Annotated in this window: 10 protein-coding genes; 7 read left to right on the forward strand and 3 right to left on the reverse strand. The window is 36.7% G+C overall.

Annotated elements, in window-relative coordinates; all coding sequences use genetic code 11:
• Positions 1-11 precede the first annotated feature (11 nt).
• Positions 12-809 carry a hypothetical protein gene (locus R4B61_RS02365; RefSeq protein WP_413628042.1) on the reverse strand — a complete coding sequence of 266 codons (798 nt, stop codon included), beginning with the start codon at positions 807-809 and terminating at the stop codon, positions 12-14.
• 159 nt (positions 810-968) lie between these two features.
• Here R4B61_RS02365 and R4B61_RS02370 point away from each other — a divergent pair, with 159 nt between their 5' ends.
• The 3 genes from R4B61_RS02370 to addA are packed head-to-tail and all read left to right on the forward strand — an operon-like array spanning position 969 to position 8,805.
• Positions 969-1,523, forward strand: coding sequence for an NAD(P)-binding oxidoreductase (locus R4B61_RS02370; protein WP_413628043.1), 555 nt, complete (start codon positions 969-971; stop codon positions 1,521-1,523).
• A 9-nt stretch (positions 1,524-1,532) separates the two neighbouring features.
• On the forward strand, positions 1,533-5,105 hold the full coding sequence (locus R4B61_RS02375) for a PD-(D/E)XK nuclease family protein (RefSeq protein WP_413628044.1): 3,573 nt from the start codon (positions 1,533-1,535) through the stop codon (positions 5,103-5,105).
• On the forward strand, positions 5,086-8,805 hold the full coding sequence (addA, locus tag R4B61_RS02380) for a helicase-exonuclease AddAB subunit AddA (protein ID WP_413628045.1): 3,720 nt from the start codon (positions 5,086-5,088) through the stop codon (positions 8,803-8,805). The genes R4B61_RS02375 and addA overlap by 20 nt, the downstream gene beginning before the upstream one ends.
• A gap of 50 nt (positions 8,806-8,855) precedes the next feature.
• On the opposite strand, the gene R4B61_RS02385 is transcribed toward addA, so the two are convergent.
• Positions 8,856-9,419 carry a cadmium resistance transporter gene (locus R4B61_RS02385; protein ID WP_413628046.1) on the reverse strand — a complete coding sequence of 188 codons (564 nt, stop codon included), beginning with the start codon at positions 9,417-9,419 and terminating at the stop codon, positions 8,856-8,858.
• Positions 9,420-9,510: 91 nt separating this feature from the next.
• Positions 9,511-10,032, reverse strand: coding sequence for a DUF308 domain-containing protein (locus R4B61_RS02390; RefSeq protein ID WP_413628047.1), 522 nt, complete (start codon positions 10,030-10,032; stop codon positions 9,511-9,513).
• A 205-nt stretch (positions 10,033-10,237) separates the two neighbouring features.
• On the opposite strand from R4B61_RS02390, the gene R4B61_RS02395 reads away from it, so the two are divergent.
• From R4B61_RS02395 to R4B61_RS02410, 4 genes are all read left to right on the forward strand, one after another.
• A complete protein-coding gene (locus R4B61_RS02395; protein ID WP_413628048.1) occupies positions 10,238-11,974 on the forward strand; it encodes an ABC transporter ATP-binding protein in 1,737 nt (578 codons plus the stop codon).
• Positions 11,975-11,977: 3 nt separating this feature from the next.
• Positions 11,978-13,927 carry an ABC transporter ATP-binding protein gene (locus R4B61_RS02400; RefSeq protein WP_413628049.1) on the forward strand — a complete coding sequence of 650 codons (1,950 nt, stop codon included), beginning with the start codon at positions 11,978-11,980 and terminating at the stop codon, positions 13,925-13,927.
• Positions 13,928-14,310: 383 nt separating this feature from the next.
• Complete coding sequence (locus tag R4B61_RS02405; protein WP_413628050.1) at positions 14,311-14,553, forward strand: helix-turn-helix transcriptional regulator; 243 nt, start codon at positions 14,311-14,313, stop codon at positions 14,551-14,553.
• Between the two features lie 325 nt (positions 14,554-14,878).
• Positions 14,879-20,320, forward strand: coding sequence for a mucin-binding protein (locus R4B61_RS02410; RefSeq protein ID WP_413628051.1), 5,442 nt, complete (start codon positions 14,879-14,881; stop codon positions 20,318-20,320).
• Positions 20,321-20,408 lie beyond the last annotated feature (88 nt).

Consider the following 20,408-nt stretch of genomic DNA (forward strand, 5'->3'; position numbering starts at 1 on the left):
TCTAAAAATATCTAATTAATTCCAATCTTACTTTTAATTTTATCTAGAGTGGTATTAATGCTATCCAGAACTGATTGAGTTTGACTAGAGTAGTCAGACATTTGGCCCTTTAAGTCATTAATTTTACTGTCGACGTCCGCATTTGGATTATTCTTAATCTGATTAATTTGACTATTTAGCGCATTGGTTGCTTCATTTTGTTCTAATTGGTTAATTTGATTTTGGATTTGGCTAAGCGAGTTGTTCAGCTCTTGTTTATCATGATCTTCTTGGTAAGTTTTTTGCGCAGTTTTAAGGGCATCTAACTCAGTCCGAATTTGTTGGTTTTGCGCCGCATTTTGGGACTGAGTTTCTTTGTTTTGGTTATAGATGGAACAAGCAGAGAAGCCTAACACAATCAAAATGAACACCAAAAGAATTAATAGAATCCGTTTGAAAATTGATTTTTTCTTAGGTGGATTTTCTGGTTGGCGGTAATTATTTTGGGGAGCCTGTTGGTAGTTGGGTTGATTGTTAGTTTGATTATTAGTCTGATTGTTGTTGCGTGTATTAATGTAATCGTAGTCTTTAACGTTAATTTGGAAAGTTTTTGTGAGCGTTTCGGTCCCAACTTGGCAGCTAATAATTGCGGTATAAGCGTTGGATTGGTACGGATTAACGTTGCTAAGATCTAGTGAAAATTGGGGAGTACTACGAACGTTTGTAACCGTGGGATTTAAATCTTCTAGAATTTGTTTCTTGTCTAGAGCGGTATTTAGTTGGTGGTTAATGTAGGGAAACTGCATTAAAATTTCTGGTTGATTATTCATAAAAAATCATCCTTTCAAATTGTTTAACTGGGATTAAATCCTAATTAACTTTTATGGTTACTATAGTATCATAGTTTAAATTTGGCTATTTACAAAATTACTTAAATTAAGAAATCATTTAATTAATGATAAAATAAAACTATTAATGAGGTGAATCGAATGAAAAAAATCGTATTTATTGGAAAGAACAACTTAGAAGAAATTACTAAAGCAACCCTGGCAACTAACTATGAAATCGTAGAAATTAACGCGGGTGATTTAACGAAAACGGATACGTTTGCCAATTTACCATCTGATTTAGCGATGCTGGTTTCATTTGTGGGCCCCATGGATACCGATTTAATCATGGAAGCTTTTTTTGCGGCGGTGCGTGCGCAAAAGATTAAATTGGAACGAATTATCATGGTATCGACTGCCGGAATTGATAACGAAGTTGAGGGTACATTTCCTTATCCAGGAGTTAGTGATGTGGCAGAATATCTGCGGCAGCAGCGCTATGCCATTAAAGTAATTGACGAAGAGGAGTTGCCTTATACCATCATTAGACCCGTAGAAATGGTTTCCAAACCGAGTGGGAATCCCATGGTGATTGAGGAAGGAAATCCAGTTCCAGCAGGACAAGTTAGCTATCAAACGGTTGCAGCTACAATTGCTGAAGCCGTGAATACAGATCGGTATAAAAACCAATCGATTGCCGTATTAGATAAAGAATAGGAGGCACCAATGTCACTTCAATTTATTCTGGGAAAAGCAAGTGACGATCACTTTCAAAAGATTGTTGATCTGCTACAACAAAATAACTCGCGCGCTTCTCATGAAGCCGGTTTTTATATTGTGCCCAACAACGTTAAGTTTGAGTCAGAATTGGCAACTTTAAAGCAATTAAACGCTAATCACAACGAAACCTATGCCCAGAGTCAAATTCAAATTTTTTCGTTTTCGCGACTAATTTGGTATTTTTTGAACGGAAGTCCTGATTACCAACGTCCCCAGTTGTCCCAAACAGCGATTAACATGATAATTTATCAAATTATTGAAGACCACGAAGAGTTGCTCTCCATTTATCGTGGTGAAGGGAAACAAGTGGGCTTTATTCAGCAACTGGCCCAACAAATTTCGGAACTACAGCAGGGGAATATTAGTCCAGATGATTTAGATCGTTTGGCAGAATTACCCGGGAATCAATTGAATCCGGAGCTTCGAAGTAAGTTTCAAGATATTAGCCTAATTTATCGTGAGTTTGTGAAACAAACTGATGGGAAATATCTCTATAACTCAGCCGGTTTTGAAATTCTAAACCAAGTTTTACTAGAAATGGATGCAGCCGAATTAGACCACATGCATTTTTACTTTAGTAATTTTGAAAAGTTTAGTGCCCAAGAATTGTTGATTATTCAAACGCTGATAATCAGATCACACGTGACCATGGATATTATCCTAGATCATAAGTATGATCAGGAAATGCCAACTGAATCAGATTTTTTCTACCAATCAGGTAAGCTTTATTACTATCTTTATCAATATGCCCAAGGCAAGACTAAGGTTTATCAAGATTTGTTTGCAGAGCCACGTGCGATTAATGCTGGATTAAAAGAGCTAGAAGACTATTGGATTGCCAGTAGCCAGGTCGGCAAATCGATTGTACCAGCAACGGGGGAAAACGTTGCTTTAGAAATTACAGAAACCACCACGCCATTTGCTGAGCTAATGCAGGTGGCCATTAAAATTCGCCAGTTGGTGGCCCAAAAAGGGTATCGTTATTCTGATTTTTCCGTATTGACGCGGCATTTGGATCAATATCAAGACATTGTGGGTCCTATTTTTTCTATGCAAAAAATTCCCTATTTTACTGATATTCAAAAACAGATGGACAACCATCCCTTAGTTGAACTATTGGATGCCCTTTTTTCCATCTATCGACCTAATCGGGCGCAAAATTACGGCTACGATGCGATGATGCGGTTGTTAAAAACTGAGTTACTAATCCCCAAAGACGCTGATGACAACTACCTTTCCCTTTCTGAATTTCGCAGAGATTTAGCCCTTTGTGAGAATTTAGTGCTCAAAAATGGATATACCGGCAAACGCTGGATTCAAGATGAGGACTGGATGTATGCGACTGCTATTGATAACGAAACCGGAGTAATCGTTGATAAAAATCAGGAGATTTCTGCACAAATTAACGTCATTCGAAACTTTGTGAAACAAATTTTACCGTCGTTTTATCGAAAATTGAACCGGGCACAAACCGGAAAAGACGCCGCTTTGATTTTGTATCAATTTTTAGAACAAAATGGAATTGCCGCGCAGTTGGAACAATGGCAGCGCCAAGCAACTGAAGCCGGTAATTTACAAGAAGCGGGCCAAGCAGAACAGGTCTGGACGCAATTTTGTAGTATTTTAGACGACTATGTCACTGTCTTGGGTGAGCATGAATTCGTGATGGATGATTTTCTTTCACTATTAAAGGCCGGGTTTACGGGAGCCACTTATTCGCAGATTCCTTCAACCTTAGATCAGGTGGCGATTTCTGAAATTGGACGAATCCAACTGCCAGATAAAAAAATCACCTTTATTATCGGTGCAGATGACCGAAACATGCCAGCTAAAATTGATAACAATAGTCTGTTTAATGATGCAGATCGTGATCAAATGGCGGATCATTTAGAGTTAGACCAATATCTGGTTGATACTAGTGAATTGCAAATGGTCGGGGAACCTTATGAAGATTATTTGCGGTTTATGACGGCTAGCGACCACCTTTATTTTTCCTATAATTTAGGGGGAACTGGTGATAGTGAAATTAAACAAATCTCACCTTATGTAAAACGAATTCAGGACCACTTTGCGTTGCCCCTAAAAAAGGTTAGCGATACACCACGCTACTATGAACAAGATTTGAAAAATTATGTGGGATCTAAACGAACAACTTTAAAATATTTAATTCAAGCGGCTTTAGATGCAAAGAAACAGAGCGTTGCTTTAAGTGAGGCCTGGAAATTTGTACAGGATTCGTTGGAAAATGATCCAGATCAGTACTTGCAAACATTGGTTAAAAATCTATTAGGCAGTTTAAACTATCGCAATCAACCCGTGGAATTGATGCCAGAAATTGTCGCTGATTTATACGGGAACAACTTAACGACTTCGATTTCTAAATTAGAAGAGTTCTATCAAGATCCGTACGAATACTTCTTAAAATATGGATTGAAGTTAAGGGAACGGGATGAGTTTGAAATTAGTCCTGCCAATACGGGTCAGTTTTATCATGAAGCCTTAGACAAGTTGATCAAAGAAGTAGAACAACAGCAATTAAAATTAGGTGAGTTAACGGATTCAGATATTGCGGACCTAGTCGATGAGGTTACCAGTAAAATAATCGAAGCAGATGTTAATTATCAGTATGAGATTTTAAAGAGTTCTAAGCGAATGGGTTACATTACTAATCAGCTGGTAAATACGATTCGACAGATGGCATTGACGCTCAATCGCCAATCACAGCACGTTAAAATGCGGCCGCAGAAAACGGAGCTGACATTTGGACCAGGGCAATCCTATGCACCGTTACAGTTTCAACTGGATGACCAGCACCAAGTCAATGTTCAAGGGCGAATTGATCGAATTGATGCTTTGCAAGTAAAAGGAACCGATTATTTAGGCATTGTTGACTATAAATCGGGTGATAAAGACATTGATTTAGCCCAGATTTATGACGGAACGGCCATGCAAATGATGACCTATTTAGATGCGGTCTTGAAAAACATCAAGGCCTTGTCGGATGAGCGCCAAGCTGAACTGGCGGGAGCACTGTATTTGCATATTTTTAATCCGTTGTTAAAACCGAAAGACGTGGTTAATTGGCACGATGAAACCCAAATTAACCAAGCTTTAATGAAGGAACATAAGTATAAAGGCTTGTTAGTTAGTGACACAGATTTATTGGATGAGATTGGGGATGGCGATGCCAACTTAATTTATCCGTTTAAATTTAAAAAAGATGGCACGTTAACTAAGAATAGTAAAACGATTACGCGAGAAAACTTACAGCGGATGTTAATGCACACAGAAAACTTGATTCAAGCTGCTGCGAAAAGAATTTTTGCCGGAGACATTGATTTACACCCGGCTAAGTATGGATATCGGTCGCAGATTCAATACTCGCCCTATAAACCCATCATGCAGTTTGATCCGATGCTAAAGGAAAATAATTATCGCGAAATTAATAAGTTATCCGATGACGATATCTTTGAAAACTTAAGAAAGGAGGCGGAAAAAGATGGCAAGAGAATGGACTGAGGGACAAAGACAAGCCATTTATACTGATTTTCCCGGCAATGCGCTGGTGTCAGCATCGGCCGGTTCCGGAAAAACGAGTGTTTTAACTGAACGGGTAATGCAGAAGGTTGCTGGATTCGAAGAACGCCCCGGAATTGATATTGATCAAATGTTGATTGTAACCTTTACGAATGCGGCTGCTAAAGAAATGCGTGATCGAATTCATGCGGCCTTAAAAGAAGCCGTTAATCAAAGCGAAAGTGACGAAAAGAAACAATATTTTTTAAAACAGATTCGAAAATTAAATTCTGCTCACATTGAGACGATGGATGCATTTTGTCAGTGGTTGGTCAAAAAATACTACTATGTAATTGATTTAGATCCTGATTTTCGCATTCTAACCGACGTGAGTGAGTTAGGAATTATCAGAGATCAGGTGTGGGCAGAACTAAGAGAAGACCTATACGCAAACGACCAAGACGGCAGTTTTAAAGCCTTGACGAGGAACTTTTCTAGTGACCGAAATGATGATGGGTTAACCGAGATTCTGTTTAAGCTGTATGATTTTGCGAACGTTAATGAGAATCCGACCGAGTGGTTAGCACAACTAGTTAATTTTTATCAGATTGATGGTAGTTTGACTAACAGTAATTTGTATCAGCAGTATTTACTGCCCGACATCCAAAACCGCCTGCAACAAGCAATTGATGCCAGTGAACAACTGGCCCAAAAGGCAGAAAAATTTGGTCTAATTAAGATTTATGAGTTTGTGCAAAGTGAAGCTAATGATTTAAAAGACCTCCAGGATGCTGCTACCCAGTTAAGTTGGGATGAATTACGGACGAAGTTTGTGGAGTTTAAGTTTGGAGCTCGAATGCCAAGTATTCCCAAAAAGGACTTAGATGAGGCCCAAACCGTCGTAAAAAAGGAAATCACAGCGGGAAGAAACCAACCTAAAGATGATTTAAAGGCCTTAATTAGCGATTACTTTTTCGCCAACGAAGCAGATAACTATGCCACGATTGAAGCAGCGCAAAAACTAGTACAAAAGCTAGTGGAAACCGTGACGGCTTTTTCTGCCAAATATACAGCGGCAAAACAAAAAAGACATGCGTATGAATTTATCGACATTGAACACTTTGCGTTAAATATTTTAAATGACGATAGTGAAACCGGAAATAACATTCGCGAGCAATTTCAAGAATACTTTGCAGAAATTATGGTGGATGAATACCAAGATAATAACCACCTTCAGGATGCAATTTTAACCACCATTAAAAATCCGAAACGGGAAAACATGTTCATGGTGGGGGATGTGAAACAGTCAATCTACCGGTTCCGGTTAGCTGATCCTAGCATGTTTATGGCTAAATATAATCAATATCCTAAGAGCGCTGAAAATACGCGAATCACGTTACCAGACAACTTTCGTTCCGTGAAAAATGTGGATGATTTTACTAACTTAATTTTTGAACAAATTATGAATAGTGCTTTAGGAGAAATTGACTATACGGGCGATGCCCACTTACAGTTTGGGGCCAAGGATTACCCGGAATCGCTGGATACTAAAACTGAGATTATGATTTATAAAGATGATGGTGAAAATGCTGGCGAAATCATTACTAATGAGCAACAACAAATTAAAATGATTGCGAACAGAATTAATCAACTTTTAAATGATCATTATCAAATTTATGATCGAAAGGCGCAAACAACACGTGATATTCAGTTTGCAGATATCGCTATTTTAGCTTCAACAAAGCGGAATAATTTTGATATCTCAAACATTTTTGCTGAGCAAAAAATTCCAGTGGCAATCGATGGGTCAGAGAGTTATTTCAAAACCACGGAAGTTCAAATCATGATGTCGCTATTACAAATCATTGATAATCCTTATCAAGATATTCCGTTAGTAGCGGTTCTTCGTTCACCAATGATTCAAATGGATGAAAACCAACTGGCTTTCTTACGGATTAACCAAAAAACGGGAAACTACTTCCAATCGGTACTGAACTTTCAGGCTAATGCTGCCACGGAGGTTAAAAATGATTTTGGTGAAGTAGTGAAACAAAAAGTGGATCTCTTCTTAACCCAGTTGACCGCCTTTAGAGACTACGCCGTGAAACATAGTTTAGCAGAACTGATTTGGTATATTTATGATCAAACTGGCTTCTTAGATTACATTGGGGGAATGCCAGCCGGTAAGAAACGGCAGGCAAATTTACATGCGCTCTATCAAAGGGCCGCTGAATACGAACGCAATGGTTTTAAAGGGCTGTTTGCGTTTGTTAACTTTATTAAGAGGCTACAAAATCGAGACGATGATCTGGCAGAAGCCAGTGTAGAAAGTAATCCAGATGCAGTGACGGTTAAAACCATTCACGGAAGTAAGGGATTGGAATATCCGGTAGTCTTTGTCATGGATGCGACCCACGGCTTTAATGAAATGGATCTAAAAAGTAGTTTCATTTTGGATGACGATTTAGGGGTTGGAATCCAACGCTTGGATGAAATTCATCATTTGAAGATTCCAACGCTACAGTATCGGGCAATTGGTAATTTAGCCAAGAAGCGGATGCTAGCTGAGGAAATGCGAAAGTTGTATGTAGCGTTGACGCGGGCTAAGCAGAAGTTAATCATTACGGGAATTAGTAAAAATAAATCTCAAAAAGATGCGGAAACTTCCCTATTAGATGATTGGTCTAAGGGAATTCAAAGTTCAGAATTGGTTTTAAAAGAGTCCGAGCGAAGTGGAGCCCACAACTTTATGGACTGGATTGGAACGGCCTTGGTTCGCCATCCCATCTTTATGGAAGAATTTGGAACGGAAACCAACGACCATCTATTGCAAACTGATCCAGCTAAATTTGATGTGAAGTTTGTTAGTGATGCCGATTTACAAAAAAACGTTTCACATGAAACAATGACCACTGCAGCAACAGAAATTGAAACTGGTAGTGCAGATTTGGATTTCATTAAGCAAATTTTAGACTTTAATTACCAATATGATAGTGCTACCAAAACCACTGCTTATCAGTCGGTGTCTGAAATCAAGGGTCAGTTCGATGACCCCGACATCATTCAACTGGGAAGCCTGGTAGATCAGCCGAACCAGGTTCTTAAACAAACCCGTTACAACAGTGGTTCGTTTGCGACGCCTAAATTTTTACAAACCGCACAAGAACCCAGTGCCAGTGAAATTGGAACGGCGACTCATTTTGTCTTGGCTAAAGTCAACGTTTACGAACGAATTGATGAAGAATCCGTGCAAAACTTAATCGATAGCTTTGTTTCAGATGGATTGCTAACGAAAGAAGTGGCGCCTAAGATTAATGTGGCAGCCATTGTTAGATTCTATCAAAGTGATTTAGGCAAACGAATCTTACTCTATCCAGAGAATTTAAAACGAGAAGTTCCGTTTTCATTAATTATTAATGCGGGACAGCTTTTCTCTGAGTTTGAAAATGATGCCGAGCAAAAATTATTAGTCCACGGAATTATTGATGGGTACTTTATTGACCCAGATGTCGGACCCGTTTTATTTGATTACAAAACTAGTTTTGTTAATCCCGGGCATCCAGACGCAGATATTGCTAAGATTACGGATCAGTATCGTGGTCAATTGAACCTATACGCCAAAGCATTAGCAGATATTTTGCAACAGCCGATAAATAAGAAACAGCTTTATTTACTGGCTAACGGCGAATTTATTGATGTGTAGTTAAACTAATTAAAAAAATCCTCGTTACAAGCTGGTAACGGGGATTTTTATTAGATCAATTTAATAAGATGTTCGATGAAACCACTATCAAATAACACGTAAAGTCCAATTAGAATGTAACAAATTTTCATTAATTTTTCCCCGTGTTTTTCAATGACACCTTGAACTAGCTTGTTATTTTCAACGACTTTGGCAGCCACGACGATTATGAGTGACATGATTACTGCCATTAATGCTGCCAATCCAAAGTCAGTGGCGCTTTTCCCCACTAAAATAGGAATAAAGAGTGAGAGAACACAGCCGGCACAAACAGAGATATAGGTAATGAATACCGTATAAATGGCGGAATGCTTACTTTCTGCTTGTTCATCATCATCGTCATCTTTAAAGGCCATGTAAATGGGTAATAATCCGAGAATCCCTAGTAACCATTCGGGCAGGAATTTTTCTAAAATTTCTCCCATTAAGAATCCTAAAGTTAATAGGACGAGCACGGCTAATGCATACCCAATCATCACTTTGAAAAGGGGATACTTTTTTAAAAGAAAGATTAGCATAATAAAAAAATCAATGTTAATTGCGATAAAAGTTAAAAGTAAAACGGAAAAATTCATAATGAGCTCCTTACGTATGTTATATGTCGAATATAACATACGTTTAAAAATAAAGCTAATTAAAAAAGCCCTCACCGGAGCGAAGACCCTTTTAAAAGGAACGAATAATCAAAATAATTCCAAAGAATAGTAGATAAAAAGCTAGCAATAAAAGTGCGATACTAACTGCAATTCCTGGATTTACTAGTAGGATTAATCCGAAAATGATTCCAATAATTCCCATAATTAGATTTAACCAGTAATAAGACTTATTTTGCATTTTAATAAACTTAGTGAACCAGATTTCTAAAATTGAATCAAAAATAAACCAAATTGCTAGCATAATTCCCATGTAGGCAATTGCTAAGTCTGGGAAACTAACGAGTACGATTCCCAAAATCAAATCAAAAATACCATTAAAAATAATTAGATTATTGTTAATTCCTAAATTTTTATCCAGGTTTAAGATATCAATCATCTTGATAATCCCTTCAAAAATTAATGCAAAGGCAACTATGAAAATAATGGTTTTGATGGAATTGATGGGATTGTGAATGATAATTAATGATATCACCGTAAAAATAATTCCGACAACTAAAGTAAATGGATCAAAACTTTTATTTGATTTAAACATTACGCTTCTCCTTATTTAAATATGTACTTCTTCATTTTACTCTAATTGATAATTTATTTTACAAAATTATTAATTATCACTAATTTGAAGAATTTTAATTGCTTAAAATGTAATAAAACCTATAATTAAGAGATATTTGTTTATCTTTATAGATTGTTTTAGTAAAATCTTAATAATTTATAAAACGAAAGAGAAAGGGAAGCATATGGTATTTAAAGCACTCGGTAAGTATAAGTTCTGGGTGGCTGCCGCGTTATTCACCATGTTATTACAAGTGGGAGCAGCGCTTTGGCAACCTAGTTTTATGAAAGATATCTTGAATGTAATGTCGAATATGACTTTATCAACTTCCGGAAAAGTCGATAAAATTAGTGGTTATGGGGTTTCTTTGATTGGAATCGCGGTAATTGGTTTAATTGGTTCTATTCTAAATACCATTACGGCTGCTAAAGTTTCACAGTCAGTTTCAGCAGACATTCGAGAACGGACCTTTAGAAGAATTCAGAGTTTTTCGTATGCAGATATTGAAAAATTTAAAGCAGAAAATTTAGTGGTTCGGATGACTAATGATATTAATCAAATTCAAATTCTATTGATGATGATTTTTCAGGTGTTAATTCGAGTACCCATATTATTTTTGGGAGCATTTGTACTATCGATTATTACGATGCCAAAATTGTGGTGGATTATCATCATCATGGTAGCGCTAATCGTACTGGTTACGGGAATCGCCATGAAATTGATGGGTCCTAATTTCGTGGCCTTTCAAACTTTAGTGGATAAAATCAATGGGATTGCCAAAGATAATTTACGAGGAGCACGGGTAGTTAAATCGTTTGTGCAAGAAGCCAATCAAGAACAAAAATTTGATGCCGCATCAGACGAATTATTGGGTCGTAATTTGGCTACCGGTTATATTTTTTCTACGATTATTCCCTTATTTACCATCATTTCTCAGTTAGCAATCTTTGTTGCTATCTTATTTGTTTCGACCTACATTACTGACTCGCAATCACTAGCACAGAGCCAATTAGGTGGGATCATGTCGTTCATCCAATACATGATGTTAATCATGTTTTCAATTATTATGGGTGGAATGATGTCGATGTTTGCTTCTCGTGGTTTTATTTCAATGGGAAGAATTAAAGAAATTTTGGATACGAAACCTTCAATGAAATTTGCAGACGTTCCAGCGGAAACCCTAACGGGAAGTATTGAATTTGATGATGTTTCCTTCAAGTATCCAGGCGACGATGAACTCACTTTAAAAGACATTAGTTTTAAGGCAGCGGCTGGAGAAATGATTGGAGTAGTGGGAGCCACTGGTTCTGGTAAATCAACTTTAGCGCAATTAATTCCACGTTTTTATGATCCTACCTCTGGAGTAGTGAAAGTGGGAGGACAGGATTTGCGGCAGGTATCGGAAAAAACGTTGAAGAATACCATTTCGATTGTGCTACAAAAGGCAATTTTATTTTATGGGACGATTGCTAGTAACCTAAAACAGGGGAAACCTACTGCTACCAGTGCAGAGTTAGATCGCGCCGCAGAGATTGCCCAGGCTTCTGAGTTTATTAACCAATTACCGGAAAAATATGACGCAAAAGTTGAAGAACGAGGAAGTAATTTTTCTGGTGGACAAAAGCAACGTTTATCAATTGCCCGGGGAATTGTGAAGCAACCGAATGTTTTAATTTTAGATGATTCTACGTCTGCTTTAGATGCCCGTTCCGAAAAACTAGTCCAACAAGCACTTGATCAAGACTTAGATAAAACAACCACGGTCATTATTGCGCAAAAGATTTCTTCGATTATTCGCGCGGATAAAATCTTAGTTCTAGATGAGGGACGTTTAGTGGGACAAGGAACGCATCAAGAGTTGCTCCAAACTTCAGACATATATCGTAAAATTTATGAAACCCAAAAAGGAAAGGAGGACTAACTTATGCATGATACGTTAAGAGCTGGTAAATTTTTCTACCTATATTTGAAAAAATATAAGCTACAATTTTTAGTGATCAGCATTTTTATTTTCATAGCTACGTATTTACAAGTAGTTGCTCCTACGGTTTTGGGAGATGCAATTAAAGATCTATCCATCTATGTGACGGAATTCTTTACTCATCAACATGCAGGACAAGCAACCGCAACCTTGAAAACCATTGCGGAACAAATGAGCACGGTGAGCGGGCATCAAGTTGCTTGGCAGTCGCTAACCGATGCCAACGTCTCTGGACAGGTTTTACAGCACTTGCCTAAGGGAACTAGCATCAATCAGTTGCATGACGTTGCTTTATCGAATCCGGCTAGCAAGGCTACTTTTTTCTCCACAATGGGAAAATTGTTTTTATTCTATGTAATGACCGGTTTTGCGCAGCTAATCTATGAATTGTTATTTTCCCGCATCATCGCACATTCTACTAATCGAATGCGAAAAGGATTATTTGGCAAGGTAGAGAGAATGACAATTGCATATTTTGATAAGCATGAAGATGGTGAGATTTTAGCCCGGTTTACTTCTGATTTGGATAACATTCAGAACACTTTGAATCAGGCTGCGGTAACGGTGGCCACCAATGCGGCGTTGTTCATTGGAATTGTCTTTATGATTTTTAAAACTAACGTTAGTTTGGCGTTGGTAACCGTATCGACCACACCCGTAGCAATTCTATGTGCAATTATCATTATTATGAAGGCCAAAAAATCTACTGATTTACAGCAAGCAGAGGTTAGTTCGTTAAATGCTTATATGGATGAAAAGATTTCCGGACAAAAAGCAATTATCGTGGAAGGCCAACAACAAGAGGTCATTGATGGTTTTTTAACTAAAAATAATAAGGTTAAGAAAGCTACTTTTGCAGCACAAACGTGGTCGGGAATGATTTTACCGATTATGAATGGATTTTCGTTAGTAACTACCGCCCTGGTTATTTTTCTTGGCGCCAATATTGCTTTAAATGATAAATCGCTGTCAACCGCTGCTGCACTAGGATTAGTGGTTACTTTTATTCAATACGCTCAACAATATTACAATCCAATTATGCAAATTTCTTCTTCATTTAGTCAGCTGCAGTTGGCGGTTACCGGAGCCACGCGATTAAATATGATGTTTGATGAACCAGAAGAAGTAAACCCGCAAACTGGGATTCAATTTAAGCCGGGAGTTGCTAACGTAAAAATTGAACACGTTAACTTTGGTTACAGTCCAAAACGGCAAATTTTGAAGGATGTTAACATTGATGTTAATAATGGTGAAATGGTTGCCTTAGTTGGGCCTACCGGTTCTGGTAAAACTACAATTATGAATTTAATGAATCGTTTCTATGATGTTGATAGTGGCAGCATTAAATATGATGGCATTGACGTGCGTAAATTTGATTTGAAGAGTTTACGTTCTAATGTCGGAATTGTGTTGCAAGAATCAGTTCTCTTTAACGGAACGATTGCTGATAATATTCGTTTTGGAAAGCCCGATGCGACCTTGGATGAGGTAAAAGAGGTTGCTAAAACCACTAAAATTCATGATTTTATCGAAAGTTTACCGGATAAATATGATACCGAAGTAAATGATAGTAATTCACCGTTTTCAGTTGGGCAAAAACAACAGATATCAATTGCTCGGACAATCTTAACCGATCCTGAAGTTCTTATTTTAGATGAAGCTACTTCAAACGTTGATACGGTGACGGAGCAGCAAATTCAAAAGGCGATGGATGCAGCAATTGCTGGACGAACTTCCTTTGTAATTGCCCATCGTTTAAAAACCATTTTAAATGCCGATAAGATTGTCGTTTTAAAAGATGGCCAGGTAATTGAAGAGGGAACTCACCAAGAATTATTAAGGCAAAATGGATTTTATGCGGAACTATATCGCAACCAATTTGTTTTGGAATAGTTATGCCTAATAATTAATTAGACTAAGTAAAACATTTGTATAAAATCAAAGGTCTATTCAATCAATTATAGTTGATTGAATAGACCTTTTTTAAATTAAACTACAAAAAATATAACTTTTGTTATATAATGAAATCGCGATTAATGTAAGAAAAACTTAATCATTTTAAACTTTCTCTACTTATAAAACTGAGATACAATTAGATTGCTGTTTATTTAAATTGTTTTTTATGTTTTTCACTATATCTTAAAACTAAATTAATAAATTATTGTTATTATACTTTTAATGTTTTAATATTTTTGAATTATTATAATATTAATTTAAAATAAACTGAACTTTATTAAGTTACATAACTAATTTCAATAAAATTGGAGGGTTATTAAATGGGTGATCAATTTAATGACTACATAGGAAATAAAGTATACGAATATCGAGTATTAGCTCATTTAACTCAGGGATCTTTAGCTGATAAGATTGGAGTTTCAAAGCAAACAATTTTTTCAATTGAAAAAGAACAACATTCACCAACTCTCAGAGTTGCTTTTAGAATCGCAAACTTTTTTAACGTAGAAATTACGGATATATTTTCATACAAAGTAGACGAAGAAGTAGATTTAAAAAAATAAATATAGCAGATTAGAAAACACCTTTTGATAAAGGTGTTTTTTTTATTGGGGAGGTTAATTTTTCTAGCAAAGAGATAACAAAAGTTAGATATTAATTTATTAAGAAATTACTATTTTTTTACAAAAAAATTTTAACAAACAATTGTAAATGTTGATATGATGGGCGTTATCGCTATTGGTTTTTCACAATAATAAATTACCTTAGAAATTGCCATATAAAAATAATGGTGTAAAATCTAATTAAGATATAGTTGTGTAAAACCTAAAAATACAATTTATTGCATTTTAATTATATTTTTCGCTAATACTTAAGGAGATGTATAGATTGCTTTATAACAAAAAACAAATTAATAAAACGAATGAGAAAAAAGTTTTAAGAAAAGTGAAGAAAAACTGGGTAGTTGTTTCGGCAGCTACTTTTATGTTTTTCGGTAGTTTAATTAGCTTTTCAACTGAGCAAAAGGTTAGTGCCAGTGATAGTAATCCTAGTACAAGCCAAGTTAAAGTAGGTTCATCAGCATCTGGTGAAGAGGGTTCTAAGACATCTGATAATAGTGTGGCTAGCGAAGCACCTGTATCTGTTGCCACTAAGTCAGTTGGCAGTAGTTCAGCTAGTGAAGCACCGGTGTCTGTTGCAACTAAGACAGCTGACAGTAGTGTAGCTAGTGAAGCACCAGTATCAGGAGCAACTAAGTCAGTTGGCAGCAGTGTAGCTAGTGAGGCACCGGTATCCGTTGCCACTAAGTCAGTTGGCAGCAGTGTAACTAGTGAAGCATCAGTATCAGGTGCAGCTAAATCAGTTGATAGCAGTTCAGCTAGTGAAGCATCGGTATCAGATGCCGCTAAAACAAGTACAAGTGCTTCAACAATTGAAAAAAAAGAAACTAACGCAGTAGATGGAAATGTTAGTACATACGCAGCAAAAGAAGATTTAAATATTAATACATCAAATAAATCGCTTGATTCTGATTCAAATAAAATTTTACAAAGAAGTAGTACTGATAATTTATTTACTTATAAAGTAAGTGATCCTAATTATGATGAAGCCGGTTTCCCATACAAGGATCCGGATCCAAACCACTATAATTTTGGTTATATGAAAGTGGGTACCTATGTAAATGTTGCCAATAGTATAAATCAAAACTATCGTGTCCATTCAGTTATTTTTTCTACCAATCGTAATGGTGATGGAACGGTTTATATTTATGAACTAGATGGAAATAAAAAGGTTATTGGACAATACTCATTAGTTAAAACGGGAGAATTACAAAATTCCCAAAATATCAGAAACTTTGTATACGCTAAAGTTTCTGATCAAAATTTCCAAGGTTATTTCGATAATGGGTATAATCCTGATAACGTTAGAATGCAAAATGCTTGGAGATATCAAGATCATCTAGGATTTGATACGGTTATCGGTGGATTATCATTAATAACCCCACAATTGGTTGAACAAAACATCGAATGGATTGATGAAAAAACTAATGAAGTTATTAGTGTTAAGCATGAAAAAGCAATTTCAGGTCAAGTTTATGAAATAACAGGATTCCCTAGTCAGGTATTAGAAAACAAATACTACATTAGTAAAAAAGCAGGTAATGATCGAGGAATTGTTTCTAACTTTGGAAAAGTCGGGCAAGAATTTGCTCTTAAATTCGTAAACGGAACAATGCTATATACTGAAACTGATACTGATGGTGGTATGGATGTTGTTTTTAAAAACAATGATGGTAAGTCAATTTTAGGAATTGATAACAATACAGGTCAGGGAAGACAATACAAATACCATATTGATAAAAACTATAATTTTAATGACAATGGTATTTACTTTGAAAATGATGGTAGATTTATTGTTAGAAAAATATATGTCGAACAAAATAGATTAATTAAATTTTATGTTAGCGCTGTAGGTAAATTAGTGCCTAAAGATGTTAATGGAAATGAAATTGATAATGGTAAATACATTAAGGAATATCCAGTTGATCCTAAAAATGATTACACAAACGTTGATAATCCAATTATTCCAGATATTCCGGGCAAGACTCCAATTGATAAGGATGGAAATCCCCTAAAACCAGGAGATACCTTCCCAATTGATAAAAACCACCCAGGTGAAGATAGTAAATTGGTCTACGTAAACACTGATCAACGGATTAAAGTTTCCTACGTTGATAAAGATACTAACCAATCAGTTAAGGAAGTAACTTTAACTGGAAAACCAGGGGAAAAATCAAGTTACAGTACTAGTGATGAGCTTAAAGAACTTGAAAACAAGGGTTACGAAGTAGTAACTGATGGATATCCAAGTGCAGGAGTTAAATTTGGTACTAATGATAAGGATCAAGAGTTTAAGGTTGTAGTAAAACACAAACAAACTCCAGTAACACCAGATACTCCAGGAACGCCAGGACAACCAGTGGATCCAAACAATCCAACGGGACCAAAATATCCAGCAGGAACTGACCTTAACTCCTTAAGAAAAGTAATTACGCAAACCATCAACTATGTTGATGAAAAAGGTAATGAAGTTCATGTTCCAAGTACGCAAACCGTAACGTTTGAAAGAAATGCTACCTTTGATCAAGTAACTGGAAATGTAACTTACAGCGAATGGAAGAGTTCAGACACTAACTTTAGTGCGAAAACATCACCAGTGGTTAATGGTTACTACTTGAAGAATAAGGATCAAATGGTAATTCCAGCTAAGGGCGTAACTGCAGAATCAGCTAACGATACTGAGACAGTGGTATACGAACAAGTTGGTAAATTAACCCCAGTTGATACAGATGGAAACCCACTTCAACCGGAGGTTAAATATCCAAACAATCCAGCAGATCCAAGTGAACCAACTAACCCAATCATTCCAGATATTCCAGGTAAGACACCAATTGATAAGGATGGAAATCCCCTAAAACCAGGAGATACCTTCCCAATTGATAAAAACCACCCAGGTGAAGATAGTAAATTGGTCTACGTAAACACTGACCAACGGATTAAAGTTTCTTACGTTGATAAAGATACTAACCAGTCAGTTAAGGAAGTAACTTTAACTGGAAAACCAGGGGAAAAATCAAGTTACAGTACTAGTGATGAACTTAAAGAACTTGAAAACAAGGGTTACGAAGTAGTAACTGATGGATATCCAAGTTCAGGAGTTAAATTTGGTACTAATGATAAAGACCAAGTGTTTAAGGTTGTAGTAAAACACAAACAAACTCCAGTAACTCCAGATACTCCAGGAACGCCAGGACAACCAGTGGATCCAAACAATCCAACTGGGCCAAAATATCCAGCAGGAACTGACCTTAACTCCTTAAGAAAAGTAATTACCCAAACCATCAACTATGTTGATGAAAAAGGTAATGAAGTTCATGTTCCAAGTACGCAAACCGTAACGTTTGAAAGAAATGCTACCTTTGATCAAGTAACTGGAAACGTAACTTACAGCGAATGGAAGAGTTCAGACGCTAACTTTAGTGCGAAAACATCACCAGTGGTTAATGGTTACTACTTGAAGAATAAGGATCAAATGGTAATTCCAGCTAAGGGTGTAACTGCAGAATCAGCTAATGAAACAGCGACCGTAGTATACGAACAAGTTGGTAAATTAACCCCAGTTGATACAGATGGAAATCCACTTCAACCGGAGGTTAAATATCCAAATAATCCAGCAGATCCAAGTGAACCAGCTAACCCAATCATTCCAGATATTCCAGGTAAGACACCAATTGATAAGGATGGCAATCCCTTAAAACCAGGAGATACCTTCCCAATTGATAAAAACCACCCAGGTGAAGATAGTAAATTGGTCTACGTAAACACTGATCAACGGATTAAAGTTTCCTACGTTGATAAAGATACTAACCAACCAGTTAAGGAAGTAACTTTAACTGGAAAACCAGGGGAAAAATCAAATTACAGTACTAGTGATGAGCTTAAAGAACTTGAAAACAAGGGTTACGAAGTAGTAACTGATGGATATCCAAGTACCGGAGTTAAATTTGGTACTAATGATAAGGACCAAGAGTTCAAGGTTGTGGTAAAACACAAACAAACTCCGGTAACTCCAGATACTCCAGGAACCCCAGGACAACCAGTGGATCCAAACAATCCAACGGGACCAAAATATCCAGCAGGAACTGACCTTAACTCCTTAAGAAAAGTAATTACCCAAACCATCAACTATGTTGATGAAAAAGGTAATGAAGTTCATGTTCCAAGTACGCAAACTGTAACGTTTGAAAGAAATGCTACCTTTGATCAAGTAACTGGAAACGTAACTTATGGAGCATGGGTTGCCAAAGATGGAGAGAATAGTTTTAGTGCGAAAACTTCACCAGTGGTTAATGGTTACTACTTGAAGAATAAGGATCAAATGGTAATTCCGGCTAAAACAGTAAACGCTGATTCAGCTAACGATACTGAGACCGTAGTATACGAACAAGTTGGTAAATTAACCCCAGTTGATACAGATGGAAATCCACTTCAACCGGAGGTTAAATATCCAAATAATCCAGCAGATCCAAGTGAACCAACTAACCCAATCATTCCAGATATTCCAGGTAAGACTCCAATTGATAAGGATGGAAATCCATTAAAACCAGGAGACGAATTCCCAATCAATCCAAGTAAACCAGGTGAAGATAGTAAATTGGTCTACGTAAACACTGATCAACGGATTAAAGTTTCCTACGTTGATAAAGATACTAACCAACCAGTTAAGGAAGTAACTTTAACTGGAAAACCAGGGGAAAAATCAAATTACAGTACTAGTGATGAGCTTAAAGAACTTGAAAACAAGGGTTACGAAGTAGTAACTGATGGATATCCAAGTACCGGAGTTAAATTTGGTACTAATGATAAGGACCAAGAGTTCAAGGTTGTGGTAAAACACAAACAAACTCCGGTAACTCCAGATACTCCAGGAACCCCAGGACAACCAGTGGATCCAAACAATCCAACGGGACCAAAATATCCAGCAGGAACTGACCTTAACTCCTTAAGAAAAGTAATTACCCAAACCATCAACTATGTTGATGAAAAAGGTAATGAAGTTCATGTTCCAAGTACGCAAACTGTAACGTTTGAAAGAAATGCTACCTTTGATCAAGTAACTGGAAACGTAACTTATGGAGCATGGGTTGCCAAAGATGGAAAGACTAGTTTTAGTGCGAAAACTTCTCCAGTCGTAAGCAACTACTTCCTAAAGGACAAAGAACAAACCGTAATCGCAGCTAAAACAGTAACCACTGATTCAGCTAACGATACGGAAACAGTAGTATACAAACAAGTTGGTAAATTGATTCCTGTTGATCCAAATGGAAACCCATTACAACCAGGAATCGACTATCCAAACAATCCAAATAACCCAGGTGAGGTTAATTACCCAATCATTCCAGAAATTCCAGGTAAGATGCCAATTGATAAGAATGGAAACCCACTAAAACCAGGTGATCCATTCCCAATTGATAAAAACCACCCAGGCGAAAATATCACCATTACTTATATTGATATTCCTGAAGTTAAGGTAATACCAAAAGAAGATGGTAAAGTTGAAAATAATCCTGAAATTCCAGTAAATAAAACAGTTGCTACACCAAAAGAGGAAACTGCAAAGCAAACAGCCAAGGAAACTCCTCAAGCAAAAACTTTGCCACAAACCGGTCAAAGCGACAGTAGTACACTAGCAATTATTGGTTCAGCGCTTATTTCACTATTTGGAATCTTTGGTCTTGGAGCTTTAAGAAAAAAGAACGAAGATAAGTAACTACTAGCAATAAAAAATCGTTTAGTAATTAAATAGATTTTTTGAAAGGAACTGTATCCATTAAATCGGATACAGTTCTTTTTTTATA

Origin of the sequence: Fructilactobacillus vespulae, from assembly GCF_047324295.1 — a bacterium.
In the GTDB taxonomy this organism is placed as follows: Bacteria; Bacillota; Bacilli; order Lactobacillales; family Lactobacillaceae; genus Fructilactobacillus; species Fructilactobacillus vespulae.